Annotated in this window: 11 protein-coding genes and 2 pseudogenes; 7 read left to right on the top strand and 6 right to left on the bottom strand. The window is 68.3% G+C overall.

What is annotated here, in order from left to right; translation table 11 throughout:
* Positions 1-252 precede the first annotated feature (252 nt).
* The gene (locus ACH4DX_RS06785) at positions 253-1119 is read right to left on the bottom strand and encodes a hypothetical protein (RefSeq protein WP_398114083.1); all 867 of its coding nucleotides are present in this window, start codon (positions 1117-1119) and stop codon (positions 253-255) included.
* A gap of 910 nt (positions 1120-2029) precedes the next feature.
* Here ACH4DX_RS06785 and ACH4DX_RS06780 point away from each other — a divergent pair.
* The 6 genes and pseudogenes from ACH4DX_RS06780 (at position 2030) to ACH4DX_RS06755 (ending at position 7831) form a co-directional block, all read left to right on the top strand.
* On the top strand, positions 2030-2167 hold the full coding sequence (locus ACH4DX_RS06780; RefSeq protein WP_398114081.1) for a hypothetical protein: 138 nt from the start codon (positions 2030-2032) through the stop codon (positions 2165-2167).
* 110 nt (positions 2168-2277) lie between these two features.
* Positions 2278-2481 carry a hypothetical protein gene (locus ACH4DX_RS06775; protein WP_398154282.1) on the top strand — a complete coding sequence of 68 codons (204 nt, stop codon included), beginning with the start codon at positions 2278-2280 and terminating at the stop codon, positions 2479-2481.
* A gap of 913 nt (positions 2482-3394) precedes the next feature.
* A complete protein-coding gene (locus ACH4DX_RS06770) occupies positions 3395-5383 on the top strand; it encodes an ATP-binding cassette domain-containing protein (protein WP_398154281.1) in 1989 nt (662 codons plus the stop codon).
* Positions 5384-5496: 113 nt separating this feature from the next.
* Positions 5497-5715: pseudogene (locus ACH4DX_RS06765) on the top strand (NUDIX domain-containing protein); the annotation flags it as partial.
* Between the two features lie 209 nt (positions 5716-5924).
* Complete coding sequence (locus tag ACH4DX_RS06760) at positions 5925-6287, top strand: hypothetical protein (protein WP_398154779.1); 363 nt, start codon at positions 5925-5927, stop codon at positions 6285-6287.
* Between the two features lie 440 nt (positions 6288-6727).
* On the top strand, positions 6728-7831 hold the full coding sequence (locus ACH4DX_RS06755) for a DUF4037 domain-containing protein (protein ID WP_398154280.1): 1104 nt from the start codon (positions 6728-6730) through the stop codon (positions 7829-7831).
* 1118 nt (positions 7832-8949) lie between these two features.
* Here the strand turns inward: ACH4DX_RS06755 and ACH4DX_RS06750 are convergent.
* Entirely contained in the window at positions 8950-9990 is a 1041-nt protein-coding gene (locus tag ACH4DX_RS06750) for a threonine/serine dehydratase (RefSeq protein WP_398154279.1), read from the bottom strand.
* Positions 9991-10014: 24 nt separating this feature from the next.
* Positions 10015-10239, bottom strand: a complete 225-nt coding sequence (locus tag ACH4DX_RS06745) for a hypothetical protein (RefSeq protein WP_398154278.1) — start codon at positions 10237-10239, stop codon at positions 10015-10017.
* A gap of 656 nt (positions 10240-10895) precedes the next feature.
* On the opposite strand from ACH4DX_RS06745, the gene ACH4DX_RS06740 reads away from it, so the two are divergent.
* Positions 10896-11591: a TetR/AcrR family transcriptional regulator C-terminal domain-containing protein gene (locus tag ACH4DX_RS06740; protein ID WP_398154277.1), complete on the top strand. Its 696-nt coding sequence runs from the start codon at positions 10896-10898 to the stop codon at positions 11589-11591.
* A 470-nt stretch (positions 11592-12061) separates the two neighbouring features.
* Here ACH4DX_RS06740 and ACH4DX_RS06735 read toward each other — a convergent pair.
* From ACH4DX_RS06735 to ACH4DX_RS06725, 3 genes and pseudogenes are all read right to left on the bottom strand, one after another.
* Positions 12062-12377, bottom strand: a pseudogene (locus ACH4DX_RS06735) (IS5/IS1182 family transposase); the annotation flags it as partial.
* Positions 12378-12411: 34 nt separating this feature from the next.
* The gene (locus tag ACH4DX_RS06730; RefSeq protein WP_398154276.1) at positions 12412-13131 is read right to left on the bottom strand and encodes a DUF6082 family protein; all 720 of its coding nucleotides are present in this window, start codon (positions 13129-13131) and stop codon (positions 12412-12414) included.
* Between the two features lie 730 nt (positions 13132-13861).
* On the bottom strand, positions 13862-15385 hold the full coding sequence (locus ACH4DX_RS06725) for an aldehyde dehydrogenase family protein (RefSeq protein WP_398154275.1): 1524 nt from the start codon (positions 15383-15385) through the stop codon (positions 13862-13864).
* Between the last annotated feature and the right edge of the window lie 89 nt (positions 15386-15474).

The following is a 15474-nucleotide window of genomic DNA, read 5'->3' as shown; positions in this document are numbered from 1 at the left end:
GCCCAGGCGGGGCGGTGGGACGAGTGAGGCGTCGATGGCTGCCTCGCGGCCGCGGCGCCGTTCCGCATCGACGGCGTGCTGGTTGTGGCGATGGCTCCGCATCACCGGCTCGGGCGGTGAGGTACTCCGCCCGAGCACGTCGGGCGTAGGCGACCCAGCGGGCCGTTTTCGTCACAGTCTGCCGAGTCGTACTCAGTGATCCGGTGGACGAAGGACGGCGGCAGGTTGCTCCCTGCGAGGTCGGAAGGGGCATCAGCAGCTGAGGTCGAACACGCCCCAAGTGGTGAACGGTTCGGCCTGGACGTAGATCCTGCTTCCTCGGCCGACAACCCGCCGGCGGCCGGTGGCAGGGCCACCGGGCAGGGTGAGCAGGCCGACGTCCGTTGGCTCGACGGATGTTTCACTGATCCTTCCGTGGGCGAGTCGGTCCCGCTGCTCGCCGTAGCCACCGTAGAAGGCGACCTGCTTACCGTGGACTGCCACCGCTTTGGCGCCTCGTACGCGGTTTGCCCATACCCTCACCGGCCGATCGGTGCGGTCGGGGCGTATCTCGACGAGCGGAAAGTCCGTGTAGGGGCACGCCCAGGCGGTGGTGCCCGACACGTTCAGGGCGTAGCAGTCGAAGAGACCGGGGATGTCGGTGGCGTCTGACGTCCAGGTGTGCCGACCTGTGGAGCTCCAGCGGTGGATCCCGATCGGGTTCTCGTCGAAGTGCCCGACCCAGATCTGGCCGGTCTCGTCCACGAGCAGGTGCTCGATGGCGTCTCCGACGGTGAAAGACGAGGTCTCGCGGCCGAGCGCGTCGAAGATCTGGACCTGGTGCGTGTCCTCGTGCCGACGGGCGCGAGACGCGGTGATGACGAACCCGCGGTCAGGCAGGCGGTCCAGGTGCGGCCAGCGGGCACGCACGGCGTTCAGTTCGCTGAGTTCGACGTTGCCGCCCGGATCGACGGAAACGACAAGTGCGTCAAAGGGCAGGACGTCGGCGCCGGGTTGCGGAGCGCGTTCGGCAAGCAACCAGTGGGCGGCGCCGTAAACGTCGATGGTACTGGTCAGGACGTGGCGATCATGGTGCGCTTGAGGGAGGTGGGCGTAGGGAACGAGTGCGGTCTGCTGCACGGGTTGGCTTTCCTGGGGGGGCGGTCGGTCACGGCCATCGGGCACTGCGGTGCGGCGACGCGCCATCGGTGCGGAGCGAAGCGGGGCGCCCAGACGGCATGGCCCTCTCTGGTCGTCGTAGGTGATCGTGGTTGACATCCGATCTGGAGACAAGCCGTTTCTACAGACCTTGCCCGGCCTCGCGCGGTGTGCACGCGTATCCAGAAGTGCTCGTCGGCTGGCTCCGTCGCTTCCGCTTCGTCGAACTCGGCCGCTTGGGGTGCGGCCATCAGCGGTTCCGGGAAGAGGTCGAGTTCCCTGGTACGCGCCACGACGTCCGCGCAGGGCCAGTCGCTGCCTACGTACATGTACTGATCCCACTCGACGGTGCACGGGTGAATACGTCACCGACCTCCAGCTGGCACCAGGCACCCTGGTCGCGGAGCATCACACGGACGAGTTTTTGGGCGACCGGAGGGGAGACTTCGGCCCGTCGTGGTAGCTGGTGAGGTCGGGAAGTAAAAGCCCGTCGAGGCCGTGCCGCGCAACTGAGGGCTCCTCGCCGAAGTGGACGAAGTGATCACCGGCAAGCAGGCGGACGTGCCCCACTGTCACCGCTTTGACCACACGCCAGTGCGGGGCAGCGGTGGTTGTGAGGGGCTGGCCCGATTCCACGCGGTTTTGCTGTGTCGCTCGGCGCGGACCACCCCCGATGCAGCAGAAGTCGAAACTCGGGCGCGGTCACTGGGCGCGACGGGTCCCAGCGACACCACCGAACGCGCCATCATCGTCGGAGGCCTGGACGAACGATCCCGCGAGTACCTCCACCAGCTCTTCGCCTACCAAAGCAACGATCGGACAAAATCGCGCCTCTACCGCCAGCACGGCCGGGCCCCCTCGGCCCGGCAGCACAGAACGGAACACCCGCACCGTGCACTTCACCACCTGGCCCCCACTGCTCGTCGTCGACGTCGAAGGCAACGGGGGCAACCCGCCCGACTTGGTCGAGTTCGCCGTGCTCCCGTGCGCGACGGACGAGCGGACACAAGCACAGCAGGCTGGTGGCTGACCAGACCGCACCACCCCGTGACGGCCTTCGCGACGAACAAGATCCACAGCCTGTCCAACGATCACCCGGCGAAGCGGAGCTGCTAGGAGGAGAGGACCGAAACCGACCACGTGTTCTTGGGCACCACCTGCATCTGCGCCCACTACGCGCACGTGGACTACGGCATGCTGTCCAGGCACTTGCCACGATGGCAGCCCGCCGGAGTCCTCGACACACTCCGCCTGGTCAAGACCATCTACCCCAACCTGCGCCACCGCTTCCTCGACGCCCTGATCGACCACGTCAAGCCGGACCTGTCCGCCGCACCCCATTAGCGCCACCGCGCCGCGTTCGACGCCTACGCCACAGCCCAGCTCCTGCTCACCATGGCCACCCACTACGTCACCTGGGAGCTGGTCGCCGCAGTACCCCACGCTGCCCGGCGCCCCCCAGCCGGAGGAGAACCCCACGCTGTGGTGACGAAAGATCCTGCTCCACTGACCGGCCGCTGACCGAAGGCCAGCCTCTCCATGCGCGCTCGGACAGCAGCACGGGCAACCAAGATTTCCTCATCAGCTGCCACCCGGTGCGCTACGCCACCCCAGCCCACGAGGAGAGCCGCACCTCGACGAGAAGCACCACACCCGCTACCGGGACGGAATCCTCCGACCGCCCTGCCGCCCCCCCAACACCAGCACATGAGCACGCTCACCCCCCCCGGAGCCGGGCCGCACTTCACCCCCGATAATCGCCGGCACCGCCCCGTAGTTGGGCGATGCCCCCAGTACCCGTCGGTGTCGACCGATTGTTAGTAGCGCACGACAGGCGGGATCATGATCAGTCGCGGCCGCACAGACACAAGGTGGGCGATGACACCGATGGCGAACACTTGGAGCGCGAAGAGGAGCAAGGTGCGTGAGCGGCACGATGTCCCACCCGCCGAGTCGGCACGGCAACTCACACCCAACCCGCCGGGCTACGGCGCGAACACAGCCCGACCTCAGTACAGTTCGGTTGTGCATGGAGGGACCATACGGTCTGTCACGGCACCACCGGAGCCGAGACGCCCGGCCATAAACCGGGCAGGCTTACGCGCTGAGCTGCCCCGACACACCAGCTCGCTGGCGATGGATACAGAACGCCCCTCCACGGCTACCACACCTACATCGCGGCCGTCTTCCGCATGCTGGTCGAAGAACCTTCGCTTCTTGCCCTGAACTGGCCCGCCCTGACCCCGGAGGGTACCGAGTGAGGCGCTATCTGCACGGCGTACGCAGCCCAGAACCGCAGGTGTCCGAGGCCGAGGAGCAGCTGTTTGGCGGGCCCTTGCGCTACGACATGGGCTGGTCCGAGCACGATCGGGCACGATTCGACCTGACGATGGTCACCGCGATCAGGGCGATGCCGCAGCTGGTACTGGCCACGCTGCGCCGCGCCTGGCGGGCGGACCGCTCCTCGCTGCTCGGCGTGGGAATCAGCGAGGTGGGGCAGGGGATCACAGCCGCGGTGAGCCTGCTCGCTGTCAACGCGGTCATGCACGCCCTGCTCGGAGCAGGAGACCCGCAGCAGCGGCTGCGCGCTGCGCTGCCCGCTCTGGCCGCGGTCGCCGCGGTCGCCATCGCCCGGGCGGGGTTCGCGGGTTGGTCCACCTCCCGGGCCGGACGCCTGGAACCCCTGGTGGAACGCGTGGCCACCACCGAATATCTCAAAGCGGCCGCCGCGGTGGAGCTGGAAGCCATCGAAGACCCCGACTTCCGCCGCCTGATCGACGTCGCCCAGCAAGGCGCCACCGCGGCCCGCCGGATGATCGGCGCCTGCGTGGCTGCGCTGAACGGCAGTATCAGCCTGATCGCCACCGCCGGCGTCCTGGCCGTCCTGCACCCCGTCCTGCTGCCCCTGCTGCTGCTCATCGCAGCGCCCCGGGGGTGGGGCGCGATGCGGGTGGCCCAGGAGCGGTACGCGTCGGTGATGACCTGGGTGGAACACCTGCGCGCCAGCCGCCTGATCGGCGACCTCCTCACCGAACGCAGCGCCGCACAGGAGGTCCGCCTGCACCGTGTCGGGTCCTTCCTCCTGGACCGCTACCGGCGCATGGCCGAGAGCGCCGAAGCCGAGCAGCGGCGCCTGGCCGATGGCAAAGCCATCACCGAGCTGGTAGCCGCAGCCCTGTCGGGCCTGGCGATGGCCGCCACCTACGCGGCCATGATCTGGCTGATCATGTCCGGCCGCATGGAGCTGGCGGTCGCCGGCACCGCGGTGATCGCGGTGCGCTCGGGGTCAGCCAGCCTCGGCGCACTGGTGATGCACGTCAACCAGCTGCACGAGGAGAGCCTCTACGTCCGCGACCACGAGCGTTTCCTCGTCCAAGCCGCTCACCACGCCATCCCCCAGGGCGGGCACGAAGTTCCGTCTCACGTTGCCACGGTCCGACTGGAGAAGATCAGCTACCGCTACCCCGACCGGGACGAACCCGCCCTGGACGGCGTGTCCCTGAATATCCCGCTGGGCTCGGTCACCGCGATCGTCGGGGAGAACGGCTCGGGCAAGTCCACGCTGATGAAGGTCCTGTCCGGACTGCTGCTGCCCCACACCGGTCACGTGTACTGGGGAGACGCTCCCTTGTCCGACCTGAATCGCTTCGCGGTGTTCGAACGCGTCACGCTGCTCACCCAGGACTTCCAGCGGTGGCCGGTCACCGCCGCCATGAACGTCCAGCTCGGACGCCCCCACCAGCAACCCACCACGCAGCAACTACGCGACTGCCTCGACTACGCCGCAGCCACACCGGTCATCGACAAGCTCCCGCACGGCTCTCAGACGCTACTGGCCCGCATGTTCCGCGGCGCATCCGAGATCAGCGGCGGCGAATGGCAGAAAGTTGGTTTGGCCCGCGCCCACTGGCGCACGCAGACCTCCCCCTCCCACGGCCTCCTCATCGTCGACGAACCGACCTCCGCGCTCGACCCGGAAGCCGAGATCGAAGCCTTCGACCGCATCCGCGAACTCGCCGGACCCGAGCGCGCTGTCGTCCTGGTCACCCACCGCATGTCCGGCGTCCGCCACGCCGACACCATCCACGTCCTCCACCAAGGCCGCCTCGCCGAATCCGGCACCCACGACCAGCTCATCACCGCCGACGGCCGCTACGCGGCCATGTTCCGCTCCCAAGCCGCCCAGTACGCGCCACGGCTCCCCATGGTGCCGCACCCCACCACACCACCGAACCCCACCGGCTGACGCACCCCGTCCACCACGAGCCCACGAGCCCGGAGAGCGCCCATGCCCAACCGCTACCGCAGCATCGTGGACGTTACGTCCTGCTGCACAGAGCCGACGGCCGCATCCTGCTCATGGAACGCGCCAACACCGGCTACGCAGACGGCCTGCTGTGCCCGCTCAGGGGACATCTCGAGGATGGAGAACCCGTGCTGCAAGGAGCGGTTCGCGAGTCCGCCGAAGAGGTCGGCGTCCACATCACGCACGCAGATCTCGAGTTCGTGCATGTTGTCCACCGCCGCAACGACGGCCCAGCACGTATCGGCTTTCTCTTCCTCGTGCACACCTGGTGCGGCCGACCCTACAACCGAGAACTGGATAAGTGCGCGGGGCTGCTGTGGGCCGACCCGGACGCCCCGCCTTCCAACACTGTGCCGTACACAGCCGCCACGCTGGCACAGATCGCCGAGCAGCGAACCTTCTTCCTCGATCGCAGGTGTCTCCGGAAGACCTCCCTATGGCCGCTGCTCAGGCACTCGCAGCGGGAATGGATACACCGGCCTTGCGTGAGCTCACCGGCCTGCCGCGTCACGCGGATCCCCGGGACATCCGCGACGCGTTCGAGCAGGCTGTTGCCGAAGCAGGGATTGCCTTGCCCGACCGCCACCTGGCCCTGCGATTCGCGCTGCGCAGGCTGGCTGCACGTTTCGCCGCCGGAGAGGCGGGGCTCGGCGAGATGGCATCGGACGAGTGGTCGGATTTGAAGGTCGAGACCGAGGAGGAACGAGCTTTTCGGGCACTGCTCCCTCCGTGCGCGTGCTGCATCAAGCACAGGCTGGGGCTCGACGAAGGGACGTGGATAGCGCAACTGAGGATCGCTGCCCGTGCCTTGGCGTCGCAGCCCGATGTTGGGCCGCACGTTTGATCAGTGCAATGGCGCCATGTTCCACCGCGACCTGCTTGCCGACCTCCACACCGTCGCAGCCCAACCCACCGCCGGACCCGGCGGCGGACCGGCCACCATCCGGGCCTCCCTGCTGGCCGACCCCAACAGCTGACAACGCTCCCCGGCTGGACGCGCGCCCGCATGAAGCGACTGGATAAGAAACTCTCCCAGCTCCTCGGTGAGCAAGCCTGGCGCGAGTCCGGGCTCGGCGCCCCCGGACGACATCGAGCAGCTCGAGCTCCGCATCACCGCCCTGAAACAACAAGCCGTCAACCTACGACTCCAGCTGTACGAACGGACCGAGGAACCGCAGGCCGCATGCGCCGTCAACTGCGACCTGATGACCCGGCTGAGCGCTGACCTGCCAGGCAAGGAAAACCCCTCGACCAACCACACGTTGATCCGGCACCCTCCCCGGCATGACCACGCCCGTCTTCATTCCCGGCCTGGAGCTCTCCCGCCGCTTCTACCTCGAAGCCGTACGCCCCCTGCTGGACGAAGCAGTCCCAGGGGCGGCGCACTCCGCCGCCCGTCTCGGCAGCGGCTCGGAAGTCCTCGGATTCGACACCGCTCGCTCCGCGGACCACGAGTGGGGTCCCCGTCTACAGATCTTCCTGAGCCCGCAGGACGCCGCCCGCCACGGCGAGCGGCTCAGCGCACTGCTCTCCGACCGACTGCCTAAGACCTTCTACGGCTACCCGACCCACTTCGCCCACACCGGCGACGTGGGCATCGGGGTCATGCAGGCGACTGGCGGGCCCGTCCACCACCGCGTCGACGTCACCGATCCGGCCACGTGGTTCACCGCACAACTGGGCTTCGACCCGCGCAAGGACGTCACCCTGGCGGACTGGCTGGCCACTCCCACGCAGCGCCTCGCCGAGGTCACCGCCGGCGCCGTCTTCCACGACGGGCTCGGACAGCTCGCCCTGGCCCGCGCCAACCTTGCCTGGTACCCCCACGATCTCTGGCTCTACCTGCTCGCCTGCCAGTGGCAGCGAATCTCCCAGGAAGAAGCCTTCGTCGGCCGCTGCGGCGAAGTGGGCGACGAACTCGGCTCCGCCGTCGTCGCCGCGCGGCTGGTGCGCGATCTGATGCGGCTCTGCCTGCTCATGGACCGCCGCTATCCGCCCTACAGCAAATGGCTTGGCTCCGCTTTCAACCGCGCCCGTCAAGCCTGCGAACTTACCCCGCACTTCACCGCCGCCCTCGCCGCCACCGACTGGCATAGCCGCGAACAGCACCTGGCCCACGCGTACGAGGCCATCGCTGGCCTGCACAATGAACTCGCCCTCACCGACCCGGTGGACCCGGCCACACGGCCCTACCACAGCCGCCCCTTCCAGGTCCTGCACGCCGAACGCTTCACCGCCGCACTGGCCACCCGCATCACCGACCCCACCGTCCGTGCCCTTCCGATGATCGGGGCCGTCGACCAGTTCATCGACACCACCGACGTATTGAGCCGCCCCGAGCTGACACGCGCCGCCGCCCACGCCACGCTCACCGACCCAAAACGGTGAAGCCAGCCCAACCGCCCGCCTTGCACCACAGCTGTTGCACTCGATAGCTTCCCACCCACAGCCTGCGTCGTCAGCGTTCTTGCCAGGCCCTCGTCATTAAGTGTGGACGTGAGCGACAGGGTGGCGAGGAAGTCGCCGGAATCGAACAGCACTACCGGGATGTCCCGGTAGTGCAGCTCGTTGATCACCAGGTCGGGCCGGCCGTGGGGTCGTCGAGTTTCGTCACGACCAGAACCGGTCCTACATGCGTCACTGGCCGCTGTCGTTCCCCGTGCCCTAGTCCTCGCCGTCCGCGCCGCCACCTGAACCGCCGCCGGATGTACCGGGGTTGGCGGCGGGGACGATACCCGTGCTCGTGCCCTGGCCCGGCATCATCATCGGTTTACCGGCTGCGTCGAAGTAGCGCGTGGCTCGGGGGAACGGGATTCAGCTCGGCACGGCCGTAGCCGGGTGCGAACGCCGGATACGGCCCATGTCGCGATGAGGTCAGGTGCCGCCAGCAGATGTGCTGCATCCGAGGGCGGGAAGAGCTTCGGGGATGTCGTCGCGAATCTCCCCACGAATTCGCAGGCGACGGAACCAGTGCAGGTGGGCGAACGCTCGCTCCACCCGGCACGTGCTCACGGATCTACGCCGCGCCGGTACGAGAGCTACTACCGAAAGGCGATCACGGCCAAGGACTACAGCTAGGCTGTGCCAGTCGTCGTCGTGCGGCCCTTGCCGTGCCGACGACATCGCCCACGAGAGGCCGCCGCCGAAGCAGGTCGCCTCCAGGCTGTCGCGGCGCCGGAGCCGGAGGACGACTCCAAGCCGGGCAGGGGCTGTGGCTGGTTCCACCGGCGAACCTGATCACGCAAGCCCGCCGTGCGGTCGACAGCCGCCAGGCCGCACAGCGGGACCGGTCCCGAAGCCACCACGCCACCGCGTGGGACGGACGGGCCTGTCCGACGACGACAGTCCACCGCAGGCCCTACACAACCGCAGGCCCTACACAGGGCAGCATGCAGCGCAGCCGAGAAGGACCACGCCGCAGGATCTGCCGGGCGACCTGTGGCTGGCACGTGCCAGGAACAGGGCTTCTCCAATCGAGCTGGTGGATCAGTGGGGCGGGGGGGGGCTTACCGGGTGAGTTGTGCTGGGTCCGTGTTCGCTCCGCACAGCACGACGGCGACCTTCTCGCCATTGGCGGGGTGGTAGTTGTGGGACGGCCCGGTGGGACTGGTGGTGAGGTCGCCATCGGGCACATGGTGCGGCGCGGTTGTGAGGGCGGCGAGTGCGGTTGCCGCTCCGTGCTCCACGGCGATGCGGCGGTGGTCCCACAGTGCCTGGCGGGCTCGGATGATCTCGCTGTCCGGTACGAGCACGGAGCGCACGCGTTCCTGCTGGGCGGCGTGCAGCGCCATGGCGGAGGTGCGGCGTGCGCCGAGGGAGTCGGCGGCGACGGAGTCCACGGTGACGTCGACGAGGTGGCCGGCATTGAGGGCGGCGTTGAGGGCGCGGCAGTTCTCCGGTTCCACGGCGACGGTTCGGATGCCGTGGTGCTGGGCGGCGGTGGCGATGCCAGCGAACAGGCCGCCGCCGCCGACGGCGACCACCACGGTGTCCAGACCCGGGACCTGAGCGCGGATCTCTTGCAGCAGGGTGCCGGCCCCGGCGGCAATCAGGGGGTGATCGTAGGCGTGGGAGGGAAGTGCACCGGTCGTGGCCGCGAAGTTCTCGCAGGCGCCGAGCGCTTCGGCGTACTCCGAGCCCACCAGGCGCACGTCCGCGCCATAGCCGCGGAGCCTGGCGATCTTGACCTCCGGGGCGGTGGCCGGGAGGAACACCGTGGCCCGCACGCCCTGTTGCTGGGCCGCCCACGCGCACGCCAGTCCGGCGTTGCCGCCGGAGGCGATGGTCACCCCCGTGTCCGGGAGGGTGCCGGTTTCGCGGTGGGCCTGGATGAAGTTCTGGGCGCCGCGGGCCTTGAAGGAGCCGGTGTGCTGCATGTACTCCAGCGCGAGCCATACCTCGCAGTCCTGTGGCTCGCGGGCGTCCACGGGGTCACGGTGTGCGGTGCGAATAGCGCCGGGGTCGACGGGGGCAAGGGTGACGGGGCGGACGCGTCCGGCGATCCGGTCGGTTGCTGCCTTGATGTCGCCGTACGTGAGCTGGTGCACGTTGTTGCTCCTGCTGGGAGAAGGTCAGGACCAGGCGATGTGCTGGCCGGTGGTGGTGAGTGCCAGGAAGAGGGTGAAGGTGATCCGCCGTTGACCGGGGCAGGGCCCGACCACGTGGAAGTTGGCTGGGTCGAATGGGTCGAACAGCAGTCCGCCACTGGGTTCCGGCCGCAGGCTGATCCGCTGGCAGTGCGCAACGGTCTGGGGCTGGTAGCCGTACGGCTGGCGGTGCTGTTCGTCGGCCGGCACTTAGTGGTGCCACCACACGATGGTCGCCCCGCCGGCCCGTGACGGGGACCACCGCCCAGACGTTGCACACGAGCTGAGCGACGAATTGTTGGTCGAAGATCCCGGCGGAGAACTCCCGGGTGATCGAGTCGTAGTGGACCAGGGCCCCGGCGTTGCTTTCGCGGGTTCCGCCGAAGACCACCCCGCCGCGGACGGTGCCGGGGTGACGGCGGCACCCCAGGCGGAGCCGAGCCGGGCCAGCGAGACGGCAATCGGGCCAGACGTATCCCGGCCCGGAGCCAGGCCGCCGGGTCGCCCCGGCGTCGCGCCAGTACCGCTCGGCGTCCAGTCGGCCGTCCTGCTGGACGCGGTAGCCATTGAGCGCCGGGCCGAAGCGGAGGATCGGGGTCGGCACCCGGGCCGGGGCGTAGTCAGCGGCGGGCAGCCGGTCCAGCGCGACCAGCGGCGTTGGGGCGGGTACCGGTCGAGGAAGTCGAGAACTCGGATGGCAGCGAGGAAGCCGACCGCAAAGTTGACCAGGTGCCGGTCGGTGGAGGCACCAGCGTTCACAGCGGTGAACGTGAACAGCGGGTCGAGCGCCGTGGTGCCGGGCATGGCGCCTCCGTGAGGAAAGGAAAACCCACCGTGACGATACGCCGTACCGTACACTGACTCATATGCCACGGCAATCCGCTTCCCTGGACCTCGCGACTCCCGAACGCATCGCCGAGACAGCCCTGTGGCTGGTGGATCAGCAAGGTCCCGGCGCACTCAGCTTCCGCACCCTCGCCTCCGCGCTGGACATCTCCGTCGCCTCGCTCCAGCGCCGCTGCACCGACCTGGCCGGTCTGCTGGACTTGGTCACCGACCAACTCGCCGCCCACCTGCCCGAGATCTCGCCAGGCACCGACTGGGCGACCGCCACCGAGACCCGCTTCACCGCGCTGTACGAGCTACTGACGGCCCATCCGGGCCTGGTCGCCCTGCGCGGCAGTCGGCCCTGGCTCGGCCCGCAACTGCTGAAGCGCCTGGTCGAGCCGCAGCTCGCCGACTCTCTTGCGGCCGGCATGACCGCCGAGGAGGCGTTCACCTGCTACCGGCGGCTTTACCTGCTCACCCTGGGCAGCGCGAGCTTCGTCGACCACCGTGACCCGAAGTCCGCCCAGGCTGCGACACGGCGGGCGTTGGCCGCGCTCGACCCCGAGGAGTTCCCGGTGCTGACCGGTCACCTAGCCGCCATCCTGCCCGCCATGGCCGACCATCAGGTCTACTTCGGCGGGCTCCGCCAACTCATCCACGCCGCCGCCCCCATCCGCACCGACAGAGACCACGACCACCCCACGGGGCTCGAACCCACCGACGAAGCGGAGTAGCCGACGAAGGGCAGCAGCCACAGCCCCACCAGCCGAACGGCCCCGGGGCGCCGCCTCGCCCTCACACACCGACTTCACCGTGCCAGCCCCAGAGTGCCGCGCTCTCTAACCGCCCGCCCACCGCGTACCCTCCCCAACCCTGCCAGCCCAAGCAGGCCGCGGCTTCGCCCGGTTCCTCGCCCAGCGGACCGAGGACCAGGAGGACGGAAACGAGGGCAGCGAGGACCCTCGGCGGTGACCGCAGGCCACCCGCGCGACGACGCCCCAGCAGCGAGGCCCGCCATGCACAACAGCAGCCACACCGTCCTGTACGACCCCGACGGCCTGGTCACGGCGGAGCTGCCGCTCGACCGCGAGCCGTACGAGAGCATCCTCCAGGCCGTCCTCGCCTGGATCGGTGGACCGGTAGACCGGCGGACCGACGAGGACACGCTCGCGATCCGCGACTACGAGCAGATCGGCCTCCAGCTGACCAGCACGGCGTCGTTGGCGAACCAGCGCCGCGGCTGTAGGGACAGCAGCGGCCAAGGTTGTCGATGATCCGGTCTGACGCCGACTTCGAGATGCCGACAGCAGGGCCAGCTGCCGCCTAGTCAAGTTTGGTGCGCAGTAGGTCGTGACCAGCAGCACTCGGTCCTCAAGGGGTAGGCTCCAGGGCCGTCCACGCCCAACCGCGTCGGCCCCCTCACTCCGTACCGCGCCCACTAGCTTCCCGAAGCAGCGCGGGCTCAGTCCGGAGAACTGGGCTGTCCCAAACGGCTCCGACGCCGTGATCACACCAGCCACACCGTGATCATCCAACCGTAGCCGACAGCCGCCTTCAGCGGCGGCTGCGCAGGAGCGATCCCAGCGCCAAACCGGCGCCCAGACCGATCAGGGCGCCCACTGACGTCCGCCATGCGGGCGCCGCTCCCGTGACGGGCACGTCAGGTGGACGAGGTGCGACGGCCGACGGCGTCGGTGGTCCGGCAGCGACAGCGCGAGCGTGCTCCTCACCCACGATGGCCAGAAACCGACGACCGATACGGCTACCGGACGAGCTGGCGATCCACGAGACCTGGGCCCTGCTCCAGTAGTGCCGCCCAGCCTCTCCGGTGAACATCCCCGCCAGCATGTCGCGCAGGAGAGGTTCGCGAATGGTTCCGATCTCGAAGCCCATCCACGCATAGTTCATCAAGAGATCGGCGTATACGTGCCGCTTGCGCTCATGGGGATCGGCAATGTCCGTGGCGCCCCAAACGGGCTGATAGAGCGCCATGTCATCAAGTTCCAGGCGTACTAGTTCAAGGTAGAAACTGCGGATTCCCTGGACTTGGTCCGCCCTGGCCTGGCGGTTCTGAACAACTAGCGAAACAGCGACGCCGACCAACGCGAAGGCCGAGACGATCGCCGACGTGAAGCCGTACGCCGCGCCTACCTGACCCAGCCTGTTCCAGTCCACCCCCTCGGAGCCTGCGATGTCCTCCAGCACGAAAGGCGACAACAGCAGCCCCGTCAGCACGGCCGCCGCAGCCGCGCCCAGCCCCAGAACTCTGCCCACCCGGCGAGCCGCTGATCCCACAGCTACGGGCCGATGACGAGCTATCAGCTAAATCACCCCCAGGCGAGCCTGTCCCAGTGACTAGGCCGAGCCAGGGGCAGCCTACGTGCAGCCGTCACGCTCGGCATCGTCCGCCTGCACAAGATGACCGGCGCCTGCCGGAGGACCGCCGCCACAACGACCGGAGATCGTTTACGGGACATCCCTTAGGCCAACTGGCGGAAGGCGAAGTCCAGACATCCGGGGCTCCCGAGGAAGAAGAGGCATGGACTGGGCGAGTTCGCCGCGCACGACGGGCCGAATGCGCGGTGGGAGTTGAGCGGGAGCGCGGGAGCGCGCTGACTAAGGGTGTCGTAAGGCTGATCAACGGATGGCCTTGATCACGCCTTGGGGAGCTGAGAGCTTGCCCAGGCGTCACTGCGCGGACCCGGTCGAGGACGATTGGTCATCCTCGGTGATTCGTCGCCAAAAAGCCCTTTCGGGCTCATGGACCGACCTCGTCGCCCCAACGGCATCTAGTGTCTCCAGGACCAGCTCCCAGTCTCCGCCGGTTTCTTCCGCCACTACGCCAAGTTCCTGGACAACGTCCGGGAGCAGGTTGCCCGTCAGATGGCGGATAGCCGTGCGAGGAACTGGAAATTGCAAGCCAAACCGGGCTATGCGCTGAGTGGGCCGAGCGGAAGGCGCCTGAATGGCCAAAGCCCAGGTCAGGCGCCCTCCTCTCGTGCTCTTAGAAGAAGCCGAGCTTCTGCGGCGAGTACGACACCAGAAGGTTTTTGGTCTGTTGATAGTGCTCCAGCATCATCTTGTGCGTCTCGCGGCCGATGCCGGACTGCTTGTAGCCACCGAACGCCGCGTGCGCCGGATACGAGTGGTAGCAGTTCGTCCACACGCGGCCCGCCTGGATGGCACGACCCGCGCGGTAGGCGTTGTTGATGTCACGCGTCCACACTCCGGCACCCAGGCCGTACAGAGTGTCGTTGGCGATCTTTATGGCGTCGTCGAAGTCGTTGAAGGACGCCACGGACACGACCGGCCCGAAGATCTCCTCCTGGAAGATCCGCATCCTGTTGTTGCCCTCGAAGATCGTGGGCTGCACGTACCAGCCGCCGGCCAGCTCACCGTCGTAGTCGATGCGCTGGCCGCCCGTCAGAACCTTGGCACCCTCCTGCTGGCCGATGTCCAGGTACGAAAGGATCTTCTCCAGTTGATCGTTGGAGGCCTGGGCGCCGATCATCGTGTCGGTGTCGAGCGGGTGCCCCGGCTTGATCGCCTCGGTCCGGGCGATCGCCGCCTCCAGGAACTCGCTGTAGTGACCCCGTTGGATCAGGGCCCGCGACGGACACGTGCAGACCTCGCCCTGGTTGAGGGCGAACATGGTGAAGCCCTCGAGCGCCTTGTCACGGAAGTCGTCGTCGGCGGCCCACACGTCGTCGAAGAAGATGTTCGGGCTCTTGCCGCCCAGCTCCAGCGTGACCGGCTTGATGTTCTCCGAGGCGTACTGCATGATCAGCCGCCCCGTGGTCGTCTCACCGGTGAACGCGACCTTCGCGACCCGCGGGCTCGACGCCAGTGGCTTGCCCGCCTCCACACCGAAACCGTTCACGACGTTGACCACGCCGGGCGGCAACAGGTCGCCGATCACGCTGAGCCAGACATGGATCGAGGCAGGCGTCTGCTCGGCGGGCTTCAGGACGACCGCGTTCCCGGCCGCGAGCGCGGGCGCCAGCTTCCATGTCGCCATCAGGATCGGGAAGTTCCACGGGATGATCTGCGCCACCACACCGAGCGGCTCGTGCAGGTGGTACGCGACGGTGTCGTCGTCGATCTGGCTCAGCGTCCCCTCCTGCGCGCGGATCACTCCCGCGAAGTAGCGGAAGTGGTCGATGGCCAGCGGGATGTCGGCGGCCAGCGTCTCCCGCACCGGCTTGCCGTTCTCCCAGCTCTCCGCCACCGCGAGCGTCTCCAGACTGGCCTCCATCCGGTCGGCTATCTGCCGCAGGATGGCCGCCCGCTCACCCACGGACGTACGGCCCCACGCGGGCGCCGCGGCGTGCGCCGCGTCCAGGGCACGCTCCACGTCCTCTGCCGTGCCACGGGCGACCTCGGTGAACGGCTGTCCGTTGACCGGGCTCGGGTTCTCGAAGTACTGCCCACGCGCCGGCGCCACGTACTCGCCGCCGATGTAGTGGTCGTACCGGGCCTGATAGGAGACGACTGCGCCTTCCGTACCGGGCGCTGCGTAACGGGCCATCTTGACTGCCTCCCCGGACACGCCGCCCGCCGTTGGGCAGCTCTCCGCGGGAGGCTAGGTACGCGGAGGTTGCATATACGTTGCGGAGC

The sequence above is a fragment of the Streptomyces sp. NPDC017940 genome, assembly GCF_044328435.1.
GTDB lineage: Bacteria > Actinomycetota > Actinomycetes > Streptomycetales > Streptomycetaceae > Streptomyces.
This window is presented reverse-complemented; position numbering and strand designations above follow the sequence as displayed.

What these genes read in the sequence shown, in the direction of transcription:
- ACH4DX_RS06725 (WP_398154275.1), bottom strand. Translation starts at nt 15,385, where the DNA reads ATGGCCCGTTACGCAGCGCCCGGTACGGAAGGCGCAGTCGTCTCCTAT.
- ACH4DX_RS06755 (WP_398154280.1), top strand. Translation starts at nt 6,728, where the DNA reads ATGACCACGCCCGTCTTCATTCCCGGCCTGGAGCTCTCCCGCCGCTTC.
- ACH4DX_RS06740 (WP_398154277.1), top strand. Translation starts at nt 10,896, where the DNA reads ATGCCACGGCAATCCGCTTCCCTGGACCTCGCGACTCCCGAACGCATC.